Consider the following 22,618-nt stretch of genomic DNA (forward strand, 5'->3'; position numbering starts at 1 on the left):
TCAGGGCACATTCGGCGTGCTGCCCCCGGTGCCGCTGCCTGACGGTCCGGCCCCGCCCGGGCTCGGAGTGCCCGGCTGCCTGCGAACGTGGGCGGGCAGCCGAGGCGGTTGTGGCGGCGCCGTTTTCGGAACCTGCCAGTTCGTGCCCTTCCAGACGCCCGGGTTTCCGGTGTCGGCTTCGGGAAGCAGCAGGATCTGCCGCGGCCCCCGCGGGTTGCCGGGGTTCTCACGGAGACGGATAACACCGGTGAAAGCCCATCCGGTCCGAGCGGTGTAGTTGCTGTGCTGCTGCACCAGACGGAAGGCCGATCCTCCCAAGCCGGAGATCAGGAACACGATCCGCGCCTGGGGCTCAAGTTCCTGCTCCAGGGGCGCGTTCCGCAGCAGTTCGCAGAACTCGCCAAGGGCCACTGGGACGGCGGCGCCGGGCAGGTGCATCACCCGGCGGCCGTTGCTCTGTACCTCCAGGTCGATCCCGTAGACGGGCAGCGCCTTGCCGCTTTGGTCCTTCCTCAGCCACGGCGCGGCTTCCGCCCGGACGACGGTTCCGCCTCCGGGCCGCTGCTCCTCCCAGAAGACTTGCGTCATGTCGATGCCCTGGGGCAACGGGATGCCTCCCCAACCGTACCCATGGCCCGCGCCGTCCGGCGCCCTCCACAGTTGCTCGAACGCGCCACGCCGCTCCAGGTCGAACGCGGGGTACTCGTAGCCGGTTCGGCTCACCCGGCCCGCCGCATCGGTCTGGGACATCAGTTCCGCCAGCTTCTCCCGCAACTCCTCCGGGGACAGCTTCACATCGAGGTGAAGCTGGGCGGGGCCGGACGCCTGGGGTGCGCTCTGCGGCTGCCCGCGCAGTTCTTGTTCGGTCCGGGCGGCGGCCCAGAAGGCTCGCGCGATGTCCGCCGCGCTCGGCGGCGGAGGGCTGGTCGCCAGGCCGAGCTTGGTCTTGAAAGACTGTGCGAGACCCATCACGCCCGACGGAGCGGCGGACGGAATCGGCAGCCCGAGTACCTTGCGGGCCTGGTGGTCGACGGAGCCGCCCTGCCATCGCGTGAGGACCGCCTGGATCGCCGGGTCGGGGAACGCCTGGGTCAGCTTGATGTCCGGCTTGGCGTCCAGTTGCCGCTGGCCCTTTTCGAGAGCGGCCAGATAGTGGTCCAACGTCAGTGGGGCTGCAGGGCCGGCGACCACACGAGCGATGTACGTCCACAAGTCCAACCGGAAAGGGGTGATGGAGGCGAGTTGTGAGTCGTTGGCGCGCATCCTCTCCAGCGCCGCGATCCCGCGCAGCTTCTTTACGTGGTCAACCGGATCGTCCTCCACGACGGGCGAGAATTGCTGCCGCAGTGCGTGCACCAGTACCAGCGTCGTCTCCAGGATCTCCTCCGGTACGGGACCGTGGCCGCTGTACAGATCCGCCTTTCGTGCTAGCTCCGCCAACTCGTGCCGCTCCGGCGCCGGCTTGAACAGGACGATCTGTCCCAGTCGGCCGGCAGCGGTGGCTTCCGCCTGGAGGTAGCCGTCCCCGGTACCGGCGAACGAGGTGTTCGCGACGACCCACCGCCTACTGACGTCGGCCACCCACTGCCCGAGTGGCAGTTCCCTCAGGGGATCGTTGACAGTCGGCACCGGCAGACTGTTGCGGATCCGCCACATGGGGTCGCCCGGCTTGGCACCGAAGCAGCCGTTGAGATAGAGCCAGACATCCGGCGGCTGGTCGGCCACCTCGGGCAGGGTGCCGAGCACGTGGCCGGCTTCCCGGACAGCCAGCCGCACGGTCTGTCCGCCATAGGTGGAGAACTGGGCTCCGCCCGCGAACGCGTGGACGTTGAGGGCGAACAGCCTGGGGAGGAAATCGACCAATTGACTGGTGATCACGGAGCGACGCCCATTCTCGCCACTCGTCGCGAAGTGGTACAGCATGGTGTAGGCCGCCAGCATCCGGCCCCACGCCTCCCGATTCCGCCCCATGTCGCTGTCCCGCATGAACGAGGTGCCGGACCACTTGGGATCGTCATCCACCCAGGGCCTGCGGTCGAGGTCTGTGTCCCAGAACTCGAAACCACTGCCAAGACTCTTCAGCCGCAGCGGTGTTGGCCGCCTCCGGTCCGGCCTCGGGTCGATCGGCACCCAGCCTCCGACTGGCGCGTCCCCTTCGGGGTCGACCAGCCCGAGGAGATGCCCTTGGCCAGTCCCGTCGGGGTGCAGCCCCCAGTCGCTGGTGGGAATCCACACCCGCCTGCCCAGAGCGTCGGCGACCGCCCGTGCGTACTCCATGTTCAGCACACCCGCGTGCGGGATCGCCAACACCACGGGCATGTCCTTGGGCTGCTTGGCCAGGGACGGGTCGGCCCTCAGCACATCGGCCAGGGCGGTCGGGTCCATGATCCGGAAACCGGTCTTCCGGTCCCGGGGCAGACGTGCCAGGTCGGGCAGGTCCTCCAGCCGAACCGGCAGTCGGCGCCCGTTCAGCGTCCGGCCGCCCAGCAGCAGCCCACGGCGGTCGGCCTTCGCCGCCGCGACCACGATCGCCGAGTCCGGCCACGAGATCGCCATGCCCGGGACGCTCGCCGCCTGCCGGAGTCGGCCGTTCTCGCTCAGGAACCGGCGCATCTTCCCCGGCAGAACATGCTTCACCTGAGTGTCCGCCAGCCAGCTACGCCCCTGCCAGCCGGACGTCGGACCCGTCACCGACGTATGGGCCGACAGCAGCGGATGCGTCGTGGGATCCACACGAGGACGCGCCAGGGGACCGGGGACGGCAAGGGGACCCCCCGCAGCGGGCGGCGCGAGCGTGCCCGCGGGGGGCGCAGCAGTCAGCACGGGCTCGGGAAGGACGTAGGCATGCGTGCCCCCGGGCGGCAGCGTGCCGGAACCGTCCGGAGACGAACCGTCCTGCGCTCCCGGGGCAACAGCCCGCTGTCCGAAGAACGCCTCCGCCCCGCCCTGCGCGAACGCCGACACCGCGCTCGTGGGTGCCGGGCGCCGGCTCGCGTCGCGGGAGGAGTCGTGCTCCCGTACGCGGGAGGAAGCCGCCTCTACGGAGGCGGAGGCGGTGGCGGTGGCGGAGGCGGTGGCGGCGGCGGAAGGTTCGAATACCGCGGGAGGCGTCCAGGTGGTGCGCTTGAAGCGCCCCGCCGTCGCGCCGGGCTTGGGCAACAGCACGATCCTGTGCGCCGAGCCCGGAGGGGAGCTCCGGCGTAGCTTCGCCCGGCCCGTCCAGAGGTGGGTGTCGCACCCGCTGTAGTCCGAGAACCGCTGCATTCCGAGCATGGTCCCGCCGCCTCGACCGGCGACCAGGACGACCACCGATACTCCCAAGTCCCTCCTGGTCACGGCCTTCCACTCCGGGTTGGCCCGCAGCAGCGCCAGGATCTCGCCTTCCGTCGCATGTACCTTGCCGCCCGGGAGGTGCATGAGGAGCCGGCCCGGACGTGCGTCCCGATCAAGGGTCACGACGTATTCGCGCCGGGACTTGGCCTTACGCCACGGAGGCCGTTTCTGTTGCGGGACCGAACCATCGGCCGGGTCGACCCAAAGTCGGCTCGTCTCCACTCCGTGCGAAAGCCGCTCACCGCCCCAGTTGATGCCCTGCGGTTCGTCCGGCGTACCGATGCGGAGCGACTCGTCGAAGGCACCGCGGGTCCGGAGGTCGAAGGCGCCGAGCGCGTCGTCGTCCCGCACGTCCCAGCGGGCGGCGAGGGCCCTCGTCATCAGTTCACGCAGGGCCCGGCGCCGGTGTGCCTCCTCATCAGGACCGTCGAAGGCCCTGTGCAGCACCCGGCGCGCCAGCACCTCGGCCTCGTCCCCGGACAGCTCGGAAAGTGCCTGACCAGCACCGGCCATGGCCCACAGCACGCGGGCGCGCTGCGCGCGGCGCACCCGGACACTGTCGTCCTTGATAGCCAAAATCGTACGGACCAGGCTGTCGCCAAGCCCGTCAAGCACGACGATGGCGTCCACCAGCAGGCGGGCCATGCCGCCCGCACCCAGCCGTGGGCCGGGATTGGTGGAGAGGCCGGCATCCGGGTCGGCGGCCACCTGCTCCCGGGCGGCGGCCAGGACCTGCCGGTACGCGGCCTTCTCCGGGTCGCGGTCCGGATCGCCCCCCTCCATCTGCCGGGCCAGTAGGTTCCACATTTCCATACGGAACGGGGTGAGGCGGTTCAGGTCGTCGTCGTTGGCGCGCAGGCGCTCCAACGCGCCGATACCGATGAGTAGTTCGTCGTAGGTTCCGGGGTCGTCCTCGACGTCCTCGCCGAACACCGCGCGCAGCGCGCGTACCAGCCGCAGGGTCCGCTTCAGCACGGTGGGCGGCACCCGGCCGGTCCCCCGATGCAGCCCCGCGCGCCGCGCCAACTGGGCCAGTTCCTCCCGCGTTGGCTCTCGTCTGGGGGTGACGACACCGCCGCGGCCATCGGGTGAGTGGTAGACCTTGCCGGTGATGTACGCCGTGAGGGTGCTGGCTTCGGCGGGCAGCCCGGTCACGTTGATGAAGTGCTGCACGAACGACACCGTGTCCAGCGGATCGTCCACTGGCCGCACCCCTGGCGGGCCGTGCGGCGTCGGCTCCAGTGTTTCGTAGTCGTGGTGAGCCGTGGCGCCATAGCAGACCGGGAAGCGCACCTTGAAGCCCGGCGGCAGTTCGCCCCGCGCCAGCTTCGCCCGTGCCTCCGCGAATTCGGGCAGGCTGGCCACGAACCGTGCGCCCTCCTTGGCGCGGAGAGCCTTCTCCTTGGTCTTCCCCCCGATCCGGATGGCCGGCAACACCTCCCCAGCAGTGCCGTGCGCGGAGAAGACGAGCACGGCCGGCGGCGAGGGGTGCGTCTCGCGGTAGAGCAACTCCCGGCCATCGCGGGTGGTTATCGTGAAGTGGTCGGTCTCCGTGCGGTGCCGATAGCCACGCAACTGCTGCTCTCCGTGGCGGTCTTCGTGTATTCCATCAGTCGACTCACGGCCGAACGGCTCACCGTCGGGCGCGACGACAAGCCGGGTGTCCACCTGACTCGCCCGAAACCGGGTGCCGTCGAGTGCGGTGAACCAGGGATCTGCGGGGGGACGGTGGCTCTCGAGTCTCGGCTCGACCCGGGCCCAGTCGCCGTACGGGAGGTCCGGGTCCTCGTCGAGGGTGGCCGGGACGTGTACGCCGTTGTCGTCCTCCACCAGCCGCCCGTCCCGGGTGTGCGCCCAGACCGTACGGTCCAGCTGGTCGGCATGGATCTGCGCAGGTGAGTAGAAGCCGGAGGCCCCGAACGGCAGGACCAGCACCACCGGAACTTTGCGGCCGGCGCGGGCGTCCAGTTCGGCCAGCACGTCGTCGGCGGCGACCCGTTGCACCAGGCTCGGGAGGTCCATGGGTCGGCCGTCGCTGTCCAACAGATCGCCGTGCTCGTCGATATCGACGGCCAGGATGTACGCCAACTCTCCCCATGGCGCGGGACGGTAGTCCGTTATCCGCGGCACGCCGTCGCGGATCTCATAGTGGCACTGTCGGCCTGCCGCCACCCGGATCACCGCCTGGCTCGTGAGATTCCGCCCGACCGACACGGTCTCCGTTTCTCCCCGGTCATTTGTCAGTTCGGCCCTCAGCAGCGGCCTACCAGCCAGACGCGGTGCGGGGTAGCCGGCGGGCTCGTCCGACGAGTCGTCATCAGAGTCGGACTCGAACTCGGAGTCGCTGTAGTGGCTCAACTCGCTTTCGCTGTAGTCGCCTTCGATGTACGCGGAGGCCGTGTCGGAGTCGGAATCGGTGAACGAACCGTCCCACCCGGTCTGGGAGGCCGACCGGGAGGAGTCACCCGCGGCGGCAGCCCGCTTGCCCCGGGAGATCGATGGGTCGCGGCTCTCGGTTGTGTCGTCGTCGGTGACGCCTTCCGTGTCGTCGGTGACGCCTTCCGTGTCGTCGGTGCCGTCGCCCGCGTCCGCGTCCTCCTCCTCATCGGAGGGCTGCACGCCTGGTTCAGGCGCTTCCTCCGAAGCACCGTCGGGATCGTCCGGCATCCCGACGCGATCGCCGTCCTCGTCTCGTACCAGGAGAACAGGCCGGGCTTCCCCGGAGGACACGCCGTACGACGCCACCTCACCCTGGGGATCCACCAGGGCGATCCGCGCGCCGAGCGCGCGACTGGCCATCGCCACCAGCGCAGCCAGCGGAATCCGGCTTCCCTCTTCCCCGTCGAACGGTTCGGCGATCACCACCCGGAGTCGGTCCAGCGGAATCAGCCGGGCGTCGGCGGGGGCCAGCGGGACCAGCTCCCCCTGGATGCTCTCCGCGGCGGTGAGGTTCGCGTCGGCGCCGATCGATCGCAGCAGGCCCGTCGAGAGGCCCCGGCGCTCGTCAAGTTCCGGCGCCGTCACCGACGACAGGTCGTCTTCGACGACGCCGCGGGCGACGATCCGGCGGAAGCCGTGAGCGGTGTCGGCCCCCACAGCATCAAGCAACGCGGGCGCCGCGTTCCGGAGCGCGGCGTGAAGGAGATCGACGTCCCACTCGTGCTCCCCGAGCTCGCGCAGCGTGTAGACATAGCCGTCGAGTTCGGCCGTATGGGACCCGGTGCGCCGGTAGCCGACCGCGGATGCGGACGCGGTGCCCTCGGGCGTGGTGTCCCCGAGCGCGCTCTCCGCTGCGGGGACCGGTTCGGGGATCACGGAAAGCCGGTGCGACGCATCGCGCCGTATCAGCGGGCCCGGGCGCCGCCGGCCTGGCTCGGCGAAGTACCCCAGCCGGCCCGGAGCACGCAGTTCCTTCGGAGACTCCGTCAGCTGCGGGGTCATCATCTCGGGCGAGGCGAACAGTTCTTCTGCGCTCATGGCCGAACTCGAGGAGTCCTGCCGAGCCTGCGGCGCAATCGGTTCGGGCGACGCAGGCCCCTTCCCGCCCGAGCCCGAGCCCGAGGAAGCCAATGTGCCCTGCCGCACCGGAAGCGCCCAGTAACCCTCTTCGACCATCATCTTCTTGAGCTCGTCATTGCCCCGCGTGTTGATCTCGGTCTGCAGTTTCCGCCAGCCCTCGTCCTCCACAGGAGCCAGCGGAATCTTCGCGTTGAACGAATCCCTCGAATGGATCGAATACAGCGACGCCTGCCGCGGACGCGGCTTCCCGTCCTGCATATCGATCGTGTACCGATAGAACTTGAGCCCGCTCACCCGCCCCTCGCGAATCGCCTTGTCCAGGTGCACCATCTCTTCCTTCGACAGCACGCTTTCCCGCACCACACCGGTCAGGATCATGCCGCTCACCAGGCCGTGCAGGCTCACCACGAACCCCATCGACATCCTCGTCCACAACGCCATCAGATTCGGAGATCCCGACCACACCCCATGACCGAAATTCAACCCGTTGAAGCAACTCCCCAACACCGTCGCCTCAAGCGCAATACCATCGCCCTCCCGCGCCGCCTCCGTCGGCAGGAACGGCGAGATCTTCGACCACACCCACCCACGGGCCGTCTCCCGTTCGGCCGCCGCTTCCTTCTTCTCGTCGAAACTCAACCGGTGCTGATTCTCCGCCCACCAGTCGAAACGCACCTGAAGCATCCGCTCCGACTCCACGATCGCCATGAAGGCATCCAGCGCTTCCTCAACAGCCCCCTGACCACCCCCCACGCCATCGATGCGAATGGCCTCCAGCACCCGGTCCAGCGCCGCCGTGAACTCCGGTTTCCGCATCGCGTCGAACTTCGACATCCGCGCCAACAGCACCGCCCGATCCGCCCGGTACTTCGCCTCATCGAATGCCGCACCGTCATTCACCAACCGGGTATCCGGATACGTCTCGTCCGCTCGCCCGGCGTCGGCGGACTTCTCTGCGTCCCGGGCCTTCTGCGGCCGGTCTTGCCCCGGCGGATACTCCGTCACGAAATACGTGGCACGCCCCTGCTCGTCCTCCAGCAGATGCACCCGCGGCGGACCGCCCGCACGCCCCGGCGTCACCGCGGCCCGGCCCACCGCCACATGCGCCGTCACACCCGTCGTATCCGCGATCAACTTGGCTCTCTCACGCGCCCTCTCCACGCTCTCCGCCCCACTGCCCAGCGCACACCCCAGCGACGAGACGGACGAGGCCCCGCCCTCGATGGCCCTCTTCAACACCCGCACCGCGGGCGACCCCTCGGCCAGCCCCGGTCCCGCGTCCCTGTCGTGCGAGGCGAAGAACACCGTTCCACCCGGGCCTCCCCCACCCGGCAGCACCCGACGCGACGCCACCCGTTCCCCGCCCGCACCCCGCTCCCACCAGACAAACTCCGACACCTCGCCCAACCGGGCATACGCCCCTCGCCGCGCCTCCCAGTCCCCCTCGTCGAACAACCCCACGGCCGCGATCCGTCCGCCCTCACCACGCACCTCACGCACCACCGGAACAGGCCCGGGAGCGGACGCGGCCTCTCCGTGCCCGGCTTGCTGCCCCGGCATACTCACGGCGCCGTCAGGGAGCAGGGAGCCGTCGGGGTAGGGCGCGTGGTGGGGCCGGTCGGCTCCACCTGGGGGCTGCCGCCGGCCCTGGGGGCCCGCAGGGGCCGCACGGCCACCAGCCCCGCGCGGTGCGGACTCGGCGCTTACGGAAGCTCCCGTCGGCGCCGCCGCACGACGGCCGCCCTGCCGGGCCGAGCGCGCGGGCGAAGAGGCCGCCGTCGCGGGAGCCCCAGCCGGCGTCGAGGGCGGCGTCGGGGTCGGAGTCGGGGTCGGGGTCGGGGTCAGGGTCAGGGTCGGGGTCGGGGTCGGGGTCGGGGCCGAGCTGCGCACGGGAGGGGGTACGGAAAGGGGGTACTCCCCGTCGGCGTAGAGGTACTCGGGTTCCATCTTCTGCCAGGCGGCGACCGTCGGCGCAGGGGCTCCCGCCGGGCCGGGCAGCAGGGTGAGCACGTGCTGCCCGCGCTCGTTCACGCCGGACAGGTCCGCGGGCAGCGAGGTGAAGTGCACCGGCCGGGCGAATCGCTCACGGATGATGTCTCTCATCGCCGGGTCGATCCTCTCGAACCCGTCGACGGACATCACCACATCGGCGTCTCTGGGATGTTCGATCAGAGCGCGGTCGGCGGCCAGCATTTCGATGAACGCGCCTATGCCCATCCGATGCTGGGTCTCGCCCACGAAGATCGTGATGATGTCGGGATCGTCACGGTCCACCGCGGCCCCCGCCACCAGGAACGGCGTGGGCTTCTCACCATTGACGGTCGTCTCGCCCGCCCACGGCGCGTCCTTCAGCCCTTCGGGGGTACGGATCCGGGACAGATCGACCGTGGAGCGCTTCGACCCGGGCGGCCCGAAGTACCGCCCCTCACTGGGCTTGCTCCCCTTCCCGACCGTCTCCACCAGCGTGTCGTTGCCGAGTGTGTCCTCCGACGTCGCCCAGCCGTGCGCGGCCACCACGTCGGGGTCCGCGGCGGGCCAGCCGGCCGCGAAGGCCGCGGTGTAGGCCGCGCGCAGCTCCTCACGCAGCCCGTCGTCCGGCTGAACGCCCGCGTCGAGACGGAGCGCTTGCACGAAAAGCTCGTCCGGCTCGGTTTTCCAGTCGGGCAGCGTCTCCTCGGCCTTCACCCGCGCCCAGAACACCCGCGATCGCTGGGACTCCCATACCTCGTTCCGCGTCCGGCCGAGCGCTTCGGCCACTTCGTCGTCCAGGTCCGCCAGCCGGGCCCACTCAGCTGCCGCGTCCACGGCGGGGAGCCTGACGAAGTCGGAAAGCCGCGTACCGGGCCGCTGCGCCCTCGCCTCGGTCAGTACCGCGCGGTACGCGGCCTGGTCCGCGTCGGGGCCGTCCTCCGACCGCGCCGCCACGACTCGCCGGAACAGGTCCATGGTGAACAGACCCACGTCCTCGAACCGGCCGTCCGCGTGCCACATGTGATCGAGCGCCACGACTCCCCGCAGCAGGTCCAGAAAGTCCCGCGCATTGTCCACGTTCCAGCCGAAGACCAACCGCAGTGCCCGCACCGCGCGCAGCATCCGAACCCGGATCTCCTCCTGCGTCACCTCCTCCGCGTCGGCATGCCACCCCAGCTCGGCAGCCAACCGGTCCAGCTCCGCGTCATCGGGCTCCGGGGCACAGATGATCCACCGACCGGGCCTGCCCCAGAGGTCCGTGTGCAGGAACCGGACGTATCTGCCGTCCTCAAGTTTCCATATGCCTTGCTTGCGGTTGGCGCCCCTCACATGAAGGCGGGTCGCATTCGCGATGATCTGCAGCTTCGGAACCACCGCGAGCGGATCCGGAACAAATGCTTCCGCTGTCGCGCCCAAGATGTCGACGACCGGTATCGCAGAGTCCGGATATTCGGACAGCTCGCACTCGTCCGTGATGAGCCAGGTTCTGGGGTTCTCGGTCACGCTCTTGCGTCGGTAGAAGCGCCGGTAGTCCTCCTCGTCGGACACCCGCTTCTTGGAGCCGTCGGACCGACGCAGCGTACTCCCCTTGTTCGATCCGTGGCCGCTGTTCCTGTATCCGTCGCTCTCCTTCCCGGGAGCCGGCAGGCGCAATTCGCCCGACATCCTTTCGGTGACGGGATGCATGTGCACGAAGGTCTCGATGGTGTCCGCGTGGCGGAGACGGTCCTCCCAGACTTCGGCCATTTCCTCGTCGTCATACCAGCTCCGGCCGGTCTGCTTGCCGGTCGTCGCGCTGATGGTGGCCCGGGTCTGCACGTCGCGGAAATCGGCCAGCTCGTCGCCGTACCGTGGATCGCGCCCCTTACCGGGCGGATTGGGGATCCAGTCGCCCTGACGCTTCCCGTGCCGGTGCACAACATCCACGGTGAACGTGCCGGATTCCTTGCCCAGCTCCACCTCGCCGCTGTGTGCCCACACAGTCATCCCGGTCCGGTCGGCGAGCAGCCGGGGCAGGTCCAGCAGTCGGTCACCGGCGAACGGAATGGCCAGCACGATCGGAGTCCCGTCGGGCAGCTGCTGACGCGCCACATCGGCCGCCACCAGCTCAACGAACTCCTCGATGCCGACCAACTGTTTCGACCCGTCGGGCAGGCGCACCCACACCCTGTCGTGCCGCCCCTCGGCCGCTACCACATAGGGCTTCCGGTACCCCCTCCACCCAGGGGTTTCTGCCTCACGCCGCTCCTCGGAGCCGTTCGCGCTCACCGTGCGCGTGAAACTGCGCGTGTGGTCCAGCTCCACGACCCTCTCGTGGAGCCAGTTCAGCCCGGGGAGGCGGGCGCCATTCCGCGTGAAGTACCGCTGCCGGTCGGCCGCCAGCAGGCCCCGCTGCTCCAGCTCGAAGGCTGCCAGCTCCGCGATGCTCCGCGCCCGCCCGGCCGCCACCGCCCGCTCGACCAGCGAGAAGAACGTCTTCAGTTGCGGGGCCCGCACCATGTCGAAGGGCCTCAGATGGAGAACCTTCCGGGCCAGGGCCTCCACGTCCAGCGGCTTGCCGTCCAGCCGTCGGTCCTTCCTCCGCAGCGCATCGAGGGTTTCGACGGCTTTGGCGTCCGTGGCGCCGCCGAGCAGGACGGCCGCCCGCGGCCTGGTGTCCCCCTGCACCTGGCCGAGCTGCCGGGTGTTGAACGCTGCCCTCGTCAGCCGCTGCTGCCCCTCGGGCACACCTCGCTGAAGGCCCGTCAGCTCCTTCTCCAAGCTGGTGAGGAACTCGTCGCGCAGTTCCTCCGCGATCTTCCGGCCCGATGTCTCGTCCGCGCCGTATCCGGCGAAGGCGATGGTCGGCAGCGAGACTCCCAGCCCTCGGTTCCGCAGCCCCGCCCTGGCCACCTTGGCCGCCAGCCCTCCTACGGCTTCGGTACGCTGCGCGCCCCTGGCTCCCTGCCGCGCGACCGGAATCGGCGTCGACTTCGGCAGCGCCGCCAGCGGTGCGGCGCTCACCGGCTCGGTGACCGGGCGGACCGGGAGCCCGGGACCCCCGGACTCGGAAGCCCCCAGCCCCGGCGTCGGCTGGCTGGACGAGGAGAACGCCCGCCCCGGAGCGGACCGCCGCGACGTCAGCACGCGCGTGTCCGTATCCGACGCGGCAGCCGTGGCGGGCCCCGAGGCCCTCTCGCCCGCCGGCCGCACCCGCCTGCCCCCGTCCCGCTCGGGCCCGGCGGCCGACGGCGGGGGCGGCTGCGGCCCGGCCGACGGACGCTCCGGGGCCTGCCCAGGCCCCTCATCGCCGGGCCCGAACCCATCAATACCCTGATCCAATTTATCGATCACATAGTGCCATGCGATGACCATGGCCTGGACACCAAGAGGGCGGCTGCGAATCACCATCCCCAGTAGTTCACGCCTCCTCGTCACCTCCCCGATGACCGGGTGATTGCTCGTCCAACGCATTCCGGCGAGTTCCTCGAACACCGCCGACCGCAATTCCTGCGCATCGACGGAAATGGCGGGGGCGAACGCGGCTATTCGGCGACCCGAAGTCGTCAGCACATCACGGTTCGCGAAGATCTTGTCGAACATCCAGGCCCGTGCGATGAACTTGGCCCGGATGTCTCGGCCCTGGCGTCGCACCGGATCCCGCAGATCCCGATCCGAGTCCAGCACGGTTTTCAGATACGGGTACTCGCCCAGCCACCTCTTGCCGGTGAGTTCAGCATCGACGGCCCACAACAGCTGCAGCTCCCCGTCATTGACCTTGACGCCGCTCCCTCGCCCTTCCAGCCTCCGCCTGTGTTGCTTTCCGGTGAGATCGCGGGCCATACAGGAATGCGCAACGAACTTTGCCTGGACGCCAAGAGCCTGGCCCCGAATTGCATGAGGCAGCCGCCTGTGCATGTCCATTACGGTGTTGAGCAGCGGGTATCCGCCCAGCCAGCGGCTGTCGGTGAGGTCGGCGCGAGCCGCCAGCCACAGCTCCTGCTGCTCATCGGCGGACAGCCCACTGGCGGCTGCGCTGGTGTGCTGTGCCGAGGAACCGAATCCGTCACGACCCGCTTCGAGCTCCTCCAGTACATGAGCCCGTGCCATGAACTTGGCCCTGGTGCCGAGATCCAGACTCGAAGCGCCCGCCGGCAGAAGCCCGTGCCTCGCCGCAACAGCAGCGGTGCCCGGAGGACCGCTCTCCCAGCCGCATGCGGTGAGTTCAGCGCTAAACGCCGACCGCAGTTCCTCCCCCGCACCGGCGGACGGCTGCACGGTAGCCGCGCCGGACTCCGCCCCCGGACCACCAACGGCAGCGCCCTCGCCGCGTCCCATGGGCGATCCGTTCCCGGCAGCCGGCGAACCGCCGGGCGCCCCGTCTCCGGAGCCGGCCTCCGCCATACCGACGTCACCATCAGCATCGCGCTGGCCCGGCCGGCCCGCCAAGGACGTCCCCGCCGCCGAACCCGACGCACCCGCATCCCGCTGCCCCTCCACGCCACCGGGCGCGCGGACGACCACGCCGCTCGGCGTCGTGGACGTTCCGTCCGGCCCTTCGTCCGGTCCGCGGCTACCGGAGCCTTCCGGCGCGGCGTCCACCGGACTGGTGAGGACCTGCCTCGGCGGCCCGGCCGGACCGCCCGGCGGATCCTGCTGAACCTGCACGCCGCTGCCCTTGAACCAGCCGCGCCCCCTGCTGGCTTGGGCGGCACCCCAGTCCTGCGCGATGACCGCGGCCCGGACTCCGAGCTCCTTGCCCCGAACAGAGGCGTCCAGCTTCGTATGCTCTGCCACCACATAAATGGTTTGCGGGAACTTGCCCTCCCAGCCACCATCGCGGAGTTTGGCTCGGACCGCCTTCCCCAGGTCCCGCGCCTCGTCGGTAGAAGGATCGTCGTAGCCCTTGATGCTCCACTCATGTGCGATGGCCTTGGCCCGGACATCGAACCCCGCACCCCGAACCGAAGCCTCCAGTTTCCCGTGCTTCGCCGCAATAAACCTGAGATCCGGGCGGGGTTTCTCCCCCCAGCCACGGTCGGTGAGTTCGGCTAGAACCGCAGACCACAGTGCTTTCGTCTCGGCAGGGGAGAGAGTCGCGGAATCTGCGCCGGACCCCTGCACCCTGGAACGAGACTCATTTCCCGTGCCGCTTTGCTTGACGATCCAGCCCTGTGCGATGGCCTTGGCCCGGACATCGAGCCCCGCACCCCGAAACGAAGGGCCCAGGTCCCGTTCCCTCGCCGCAACAGTACTGTCAGCCGGGGGAGCTACCCACGTACCACGGGACTCGCCTATTCGACGGAGCTCGGCACGGACCGCCGACCCCAGCTCCGCGGCCGTACCACGGACCGCCGACACCAGCTCTGCCGCTTCGGCAGGACTCATTATGGCCACGGCACCGCGGTTGGTGGGCAATGGGTCCTCGGTGCTCTCTGAGTCGACGGCGTGATCGGATTGGCCGAGGTTGCCGGTGTTGTTCCCCGACGGGTCATCCTGCACAGCAGGCTGGGGCGTTTCCAGCAACCGCCGCAACTGCTCGCCCAGCAGCGGGTATCCGTACACCTCCGAGCGGAGAAGCCAGTCGTACATCTCCCGTGCCCAGTCCGGCGTGGCAGTCCCCGTGACGAGCACGTCCCACATGCTCCTGACCACCGCGCGCTTGGCGCCCTCCATGGACAGATGGGTGAGGGTGTCCATTCGGCTGAGGTAATACGCGTGAGTGTCTCGCAGCGAAGTAAAGGAATCATCGTCATACGGCCATGGAGGCAGGAAGTCATCGCCACGCGGGAAGGGGAACGGGAACCAGGGAGAGTGGTCCTCAGAAATCACCACGACAGGCTCAGCCGGCAGCCCCCTAATACGGTCATCCATGAAAGTGTCCCAGTTCCACGGATTTTCCCCCACATCCGCACGGAGGGCATTCTGAATTTCCCTGAACTGCCCGACATAGCGCTGCCCCGGCTGAACCGGCGGCGCGCTCATGGCCGGCAGCCACTGCTGCTCCGCCAACAACCCCCGGCCCAGCACGTGGTCGAACACGGACACCACAACGGACCCGTCGGGCAGCAGCACATCAACAGCCGGAACGATGCGGTGCGGCACCTTCACGGTCTCCTGGACCTGATTGGTGGCCGCTTCCGCGTTGTGCGTGGAGAACGAGAGCATTCCGGCCCAGGCGACGGAAATCTTCCGGACCGGCGCGCCCCATTGCCGCAGTTTCAGCGTGATCGCATGCGCGCGCAGCTGGTCACCGGCTTCGGGGTAGTTGTACGGCAGCTGCAGGCTGTTCCCGTTGGAGTCCCGATACTCCAGGCCCTCCAGTTTCTCGTACCACAACCGGGCCAGCTCCCACGGGACCGGCTCCTGGACCGGATCACCCATCACATGGCTGATGTCAGAGTGATCCTGTTCATGTCGGCCGATTTCCTCCAACACGGTCCGCAGATCCATGGCGAACAACTGGGAATACGCGTCGAATACCGGCCACAGCTTCGTCAGATCGCGATCCAGCGTCCGCAGCAGATCCCGGGCGCCCTGCCCGTCCGCGCCGGTGACGAAGCTGTGGAGCCGGCGCGCGAACGACTGCACCTGGGGAAGCCGCGCGGGATCCGACGCGGAATCGACCGTCACATCTCCCAGGCCCGAGCCCTGGCCGGGGGGTGCGGACTCTTGTCCCAGCCCCTGCGCCACCGTCCAGGCAAAACGCGGGTCCAGCCCTCCGCCATCAACCGCCTGACGCAGCAAGTCAACAGGGGAAAGACCGGTCCCCCGGCGCACTTCCGCCTCAAAAGCCGGGGTCGACGCGGCACCCACAATCGAGGCCCGCCGGGTCAGCACCCCCAGCAGCTGCCCCACATCAACCGCACCGGCGCCCATGAAGACCTCACAGAACCGGCGAGCCGAATCCTCCTCAAGCCCCCGCACACGCGCCGGATCCGCGCCAGGCACCGCCCCCGAGGCGCCGCGCCGGAGGTCTCCTTCGCCCGCGAACCCGGGAGGCTGCCGGTCCTGGGCCCCGGAGCCGTCCCCCGCATAGCCGAGCCCCGTGGGCGCGTCCACCAACGCCTGGGCGGTGGACGAGGACTGCGTCAGCGGCGCCAGCGCCTTCAACCGCATCTGCCCGTCAGGGCCGATGACCGCCGCCCGCGTCTCCACCGACACCGACGCCACTCTCGGCGGGACGGACGAGACGCGGAGCGTGTCCACCGGGAGCGTCAGGTCCACCCACACCACACCGTCGTCACCGCCTAGGTGGTACGCCGCCCACGCATGCCCCGGCCGGCCCTCCACCTCACCGCCCAGCCGACTGCCCTGACGCCGCGCCAGCACGAACGCCACCGACCCCGGCCCCGCCGCCTCCACCCCGGCGGCCACATCCGCTGACGACCACACCGACCGCCACCCCGGCCCTGCCGCGAGCGCCCACTCGCGCCCGCTCCCGCCCACCGCCGACTCATCCAGCGTCCCCGCGCCGCGCACTCCCTGCGGATACAACTCGTCCCGCAGCCCCTGCACCAACTCCGCACACCGCTCGACCGTCGGCTCGCCCGACCGTGACGCCGACGGCCCCCGCCGCACGACATCCCGCACCCGCCGAGTCAACTCGTCGCGGCTCAGCAACCGAGGAGACACCGGGCCCACAGGACTCCCCGGCGACGGCGCCTCAGGCGCGCGATCCAGGTCCGTGGCCGCTACCGGGCCTGCGGCCCGGGCCGCAGCCGCTGCGTCGCCCATGTCCGGGGTGACCGAGGACCACGTTCCTGACGGGGCCTGCGACTCCGTGCTTCTCGGGTACACCGCGAGGGTGTAGACGCCGCGGCCCTTGTCGAACCACGGGGCGACCGGGTGTGTGGAGCCGAAGGACTTCTTGCCCGTCATACGAGCGAACTCATCGAGTCCGGTGCCGATGGCGAACGTCGTGACAACGGGAACGTTGCTTTTCAGCGAGCGCAACTGCGGGTCACGGAAAGCCAGATCGACGAGCTGCCCAACCGGAGGAGTGTCCACGAGCACGCCATGCACGAAGGCTCGCTCAGGCCAGGGGGCCGGTTCCTGGCCGTACGAGTCGAACGATTCGACGATCGAACCATCGGCCTTGCGCTTCCGCGTCCGCTTCAGCAACGTGACGATGCTGGAGTCGAACTCCATGGGAACGCTGAAGTCGAACTGCTCGGGATGCAGGTGCTGGGCGTTGATGAACCTGCCCCACGGTATGCCGTCCTGTCCGCGGACGAGGGTGGCGGATGACAGCGCGCCGTCCCTCTCCAGACCGTGAGAGGCCAATGCGTCGGGGTCCTCGGCATCCCGGCCGGCCACCAGCGCCCTGCTCAGCGCGACGATGGAGTCATAGAAACGCGAGGCGTCGGGTGCGGGCAGGCGCAGCATGGTCTGCGCGAACGTCGCAGGGGTGATCGTGGAGTCCCCCGCGAACGTCCCGCTTTCGATCTTGTCGATGACCTCCTGGATCTTGACCAGTGTCCACAGCGCCCTCGCCCGCTCTCTCTCCCCGAGCGGCCCGATGGCTTCCAGCCCCGCTACGTCCCTCACCGCGCTGTCGACATCCTGGTGGGAGTGCATCCAGTTCAGTTTTCCGATGACGCCCGGCAATGGGAGCCAGTCGGTCAGCGGGCCCCTGTGCCCCGCGTCCCACCGGTCCGCGGCATCCTCCAGCAGACGCCGGTAGCTGTCGGGTGTGACCGGCTGCCCAGCCTGCCCGCTCCGCTGGTGCTGCCGCGCGAGAGCCACGAACAGTTCCATGGTGAACCGCTGGGCGCCGGGACGGTTCAACGCCGGATCGGCCTCCCGCCACATCTCCAGAGCCCCGATACCGCTCACCAACCGCGTGTACTCGGCAGTCCCGCCCTCATCCACGAAGGCACCGAACACCAGCCGCAACGCCCGCACCAGCCGCAACGCCCGGTACCACACCTCCTCGGACGCCTCCCCCGAACCGTCATACAGATGCGCCATCGCCGCCACACGGTCGAGCTCGGCACCCTCCGGCTCCGGCCGGAAGGCCACCCAGTACGACCTCTGGCCGCTCTCGTCCGTGTAGACGAGGTAGATCGGCACATCCGCACCGGTATCCGGGAAGCGGTATTCCTCGGGCACGGCGTTGTTCTTGAAGCGGGTGGTGTAAACGGTCCGCTTTTCCATCTGAGACGCGCGCTGAGCATCGGGCACGACCTCCAGCAGGTCCACTCCCGCCGGCAGGCCGCCGGTCACCGGCTGGCTCGGCGAGGAGCCCTCCGGGGTGAACTCCGCGCCGAAACACATCGGGAGCACGAGGGGATGCTCCTTGGGCAGCCCGGTCAGCGACGCCAGGTACGCGATCCTGCGCGCGTTCTCCCGCCCGCGGAGCCGTACCTTCCCGTCCTCGGTGTAGTGGGTGACGCCCAACCGGCCGCCGTGGGCGGTCTCCACGATCGGATGAGGCAGTCCAGCCTCGACCCACGGCAGCACAAGCGTCGGGCTCTGCCCCGGGAACTCGTCTTCCCCTCCCACACGATGGATGTCGTAGTGCTTGGCCTCAAGGAGACGGCTGTACACGTGTGTGCGCTCGGCGAAGTCCCCTGGATCCGCGGCAGGGTCCATCAACAGGTAGCCGAAGACGCGGTGGTCCGGGCCGACGAGCGGGAAGGCGACCTCCTTCCGGTTCCAGTCGACCACACCGCTCTCACGCCTGACGGCCAGCGCCGTATCCCGGTCCCGCACCAGCCAACGCGACCGGATCTCCCCGTCCCGGGCCTCCAGCATGAGCACACTGCCGACCGACTGCCCCGGACTCTCCGCCGACACACGGCCGTTGGCGGCCCAGACCCGCCGGTTCTCACGGATCGCGGGCGCATCGAGGAGATGGAGGTTCCGAGCCGCGGCCCCGGACGTCAACAGCAGGATGTCGACACCCGCCGGGACCGGACGCAACGCCGGGTCGAGCGCCATCGCCTCGGCGAACACCTCAAACGGCACCTGCCGCTTGAACCCGGCACGGCCCCGCAGCTCGACCGTGTTCCCATCGCTGCCGTTCGGGGCGTAGCAGTACACATCCCTGCTCCACGGGCTGTCACCGACCGCTGGAACAGGCGCCCACACCGGACCGCTGACCGTTCCTGTCCTGCTCAGGTCCAAGCCCGCCAGCAGACCGCTCGAAGTCCAGTCCCAGCCCCGGTCCTGATACTGAGCATTCCTGCGACGGAACTGATCGTCGTACATCCCGTTGTGCACCAGATACACCGCGGAAACGCGCGCAAGAGTCCGTGCGTCCAGCCCCTCCTGGTCCATCGCCGCCTCAAGCAGATCACGACGATGCCCCGCCGTCACCGACACATCCGGCGCCAGCATCAGCACACGACGGGTCAGCTCGTCCACGTTCAATGGCCCGCCGGCCAACGCAGGCACCCCTGCACGCAGCCCGTCCAACCGGACCAGGGCGCCAAACTCTGCGGCGCTCCCCCACCCGCCCTGGGCCCGCTGCCCGTACAGCGTGTTGAGGATCCCCTCGTAGTGCTCCTGCCCGGCCCGCGGCACCGGCGGCGTCGGCGCACGTGTGGGCTGGACAGCGAGTGCAGGCGGCGACCCCGGCGGAGACGCGTTCGTCCCCGAACTCCGCGGCGCATCGTCCACGGGCCGTGTGAGCAGAGGCCGCCGGGCGGCGACGGGCTGACCTTCCTTGTGCTTGATACGGATGGCCCGGATGCCCTCGACCTCAACCCTGAACCCGGCGTACCTCCGTTCCGTGGCGGCGTCCACCACGGAACGCTCGGTCTCGGAGGACTGCGCGAGCAACGGCAGCGTGTCCTCCAGCGCCTGGCCCGCCAGCACCTGGCCCTCCGGCCCGACGACCACAGCGCGTGCATCCACCGGCGCCATGACCGGCGGGTTGCCGGAGACCTGCAGCTTCTCCGGCCGCGTCAGGTCCACCCACACCACACCGTCCTCGCCACCGAGGTGGTACGCCGCCCACGCGTGCCCCGGCCGTTGGCCCAGCCACCGCGCCAGAACGAACGCCGCGGATCCCGGACCCGCTCGCCGCAGCGCCTTGGCAATGTCCTCCCAAGCCCGCACCGACCGCCACCCCGGCCCCGCCGCCAGCGCCCACTCGCGCCCGCTCCGACTCACCGCCGAGTCGTCCAGCGTCCCCGCGGCACGTACCCCCTGCGGATACAGCTCGCCCCGCAGCCCCTGCACCAGCTCCGCACACCGCTCGACAGTCGGCTCCCCCGCCGGCACCCGCCGGGCGACGTCCCGCGCCAGCCCGGTCAGCTCGTCACGGCTCAGCAGCTGGGGGGACACCGGCTCCACGGCCGCCCTCGCCAACGACGCCACAGACGTGGGGTCCTGGCCCGCGGGCGGCAGCGCAGGGGCGTGCGCGGGCGCTGCCGCGAGCCCCGTACGGTTCTCTGCCTCCCACAGGGCCGCCTCGAACACCCTTATCCGCGCGCCCAGTTTGGAGAGGGCCGCGTTCACCGCGATCACGTCACCGGATCGGAGCAGCCACGTAGCGGACAACTCCCGCATGCTCTCGGCCACATCGCGCAGCGCCGCCGGGGCATCATCCGCCAGCAGGGCATTGAGCGCCTTGTTCATGTTCACCAAGCTGCGCCAGATCGTGCGCCTGCTCGTGCCCTCGGGGTTCTCGGCGGCCCGCTGCACAGCGGAGTGCATCTCGGTGAGCCGCTGCAATTCATCGCCCAGCCTGCCCGCCATCTTGACGGCCTCCGGCAGTGACGCGGTGAGGCCGCCGTCCTGCGCCAGTGCCGGATTGTGGCGCGCAGCCCTGCCGAACTCCTGGGCCACGAGGGGGATGACGACGCCGTTCAGCGGCACCTCCCTGGGACGGTCGGGCGCGCCGCGCCCCTCGACGATGATGAGCTGGCGCTCGATGTCAACGCCCATGGCGCCCATGCTGTAGGCCACGTCCAGATCCCCGGTGTGCAGGGGGAAACCCGGCAGGGGCGAGAGGAGGTCCTTCTTCAGCTCCCCCTCGCCCCGGCCGTACACGATAGAGCGCAGCCACTCGGCCTTGGTGGGACCGTCGTGCACAGCGCCGTCCCAGCCCTTGTACGGCCCGGGGAAGACCCGCTCCGTCACGTCATGGCCCAGTGCTCGCATGAGGTCCGGGAGCTGCTGGCCATCCCGGCCGAGCAGCAGCAAGTCGACGTCCGTGCGGTCCTCGTCGGTGAGCAGCCCGTCGTGGATGGCGCAGAAGTCGCTGCGGAGCAGCAGCCGGAATGCCGACTTCACCTCCTTCCGCTTCGCCCTCTCCGCCCGTGTCAGATACATCAGGGTCAGCCGCACGAACTCCCGTGCGCCCGCCGTCAGGGACCGGCCGTGCTTCGCGGCGAAGAACTCCTCGATCCGGGAGGTCTCCTGCCGGATCCTCTCCGCCTCCTCGCGCGGCAGCAGGCTGGTGATCACCGAGCGGAGATCCGACAAGCCAATGCCGTAGGTGACTTGCAGGACCGCCGGGAACCTGACGTCGTTGACAGTGACGAACGTGTCCCCCTGCCCCCGCCCCAGCTTCACGTCGTTCCGGGCCCCGTCGAGCACGTCCGACAGCCGGAAGCGGTGGTCCGGGTCGGCCAGTGCCAGCGCCCTCATACGCGAGACGGCTCCGACGATGTCCCGGAGGGCGCGCTCGATCTGCGCCATGTCCGACATCGGCTCCGTCACGAACTCCAGGTGGGAGTGGTCGAACGGCCCGCCGGACGGCCAGTCGGTCTCCAACCGCCACCCCCGCCCCTGCAGGAGCACGACCCCCCGGGAATAGAAGGGGACCGTGGCCCCCCAGGTTTCCACCTCGACGCCGAACTCCGCCCGCACCGGCGGCGAAAGCTGCCTGGAAAGTGCCGGTGGCTGCGGAGCGGGCGCGGGGACCGCCGAGTTGGCCGGGAACAGTGCGGCCGGTACGGGAGGCAGCGCGCCGGTGGAGGCCGGCGGAGGCACGGGAACCGCCGCCGGGCCAGCGGTCCCGGCAGCAGCCATTGCGTCACCCATTTCCGGGGTCTGCGGCACCGGCGGCGTCACCGCAGCGAGCAAGGGCGGCGCCCCCGCCGGGGGCGCGTTCGTCCTCGAACTCGGCGGCGCACCGTCCACGGGCCGTGTGAGCACGGGCCGCCGGGTGGCAGCGGAGGAGCGGCCGGGGAAGGGAATATGGGCGGCGGCGGGAGAACCCGTGCTGGGGTCGTCGGGGATCAGGTAGAGGCCCGCTTTGTTCGCCCTCAGCGTGTACGGGGCGGCCTTCGGGTCCAGCAGCCCTTCCGCCAGGGCTTCCAGCAGGGTCTCCAGGTTGCCGACCTTGCCGATCCATCCGCTGTCGCCGCGCAGCAGCGCCCCCGACGTGCGGTGGACGAAGTCGTCGCCGAAGCGTATCCAGCCGCTGGAGGAGATCGGCGGCTCGCCCGACGGGAGGGTGATCGCTCCGGCGCCGGTGACCTCGTACGTCAGCGGTGTCGAACTGGACGGCGAGGGCCGCCGATAGGTGAAAACCTGCCCGGAGTCGCCGCGCGTCGCTTCGGCGGCACGGTCCTTGGGCAGCTCGGTGACGTCGCCGAACCGCGGTTCGGCGAGGGTGAGTTCACGGCCTATGGGCCAATGCGCCGCGATCGGGTCGACTCTGGTGTCCGCCGAACCGCCGCGCAGCCCGGACCGGCTCCCGGACCCGGCCCCGCCGCGCCCGCGCCTGTCACGCGGCGGAGCGTCAGAAGGTCCGGCGGACGGCCCGGCAGTGGACAGGTGGGCTGAGGTGCCTGGGCGAGAAGTCAGCCCCAACAGCCCCGCCACATCCACGACGGTCTCCAGATGATCGAGATCT

1 protein-coding gene (running past one end of the window) is annotated in these 22,618 nt (G+C 69.8%); it reads right to left on the bottom strand.

Going from position 1 to position 22,618, the window contains the following annotated elements; all coding sequences use genetic code 11:
* Positions 1–22,618 carry the 3' portion of a lonely Cys domain-containing protein gene (locus KCH87_RS50230; protein ID WP_210592168.1) on the bottom strand. 21,095 nt of this gene lie beyond the right edge of the window, so the window shows 22,618 of its 43,713 coding nt (coding positions 21,096–43,713); its start codon lies off the right edge, out of view; the stop codon is at positions 1–3.

This window comes from Streptomyces sp. GESEQ-35, assembly GCF_017948485.1.
Classification (GTDB): Bacteria; Actinomycetota; Actinomycetes; order Streptomycetales; family Streptomycetaceae; genus Streptomyces.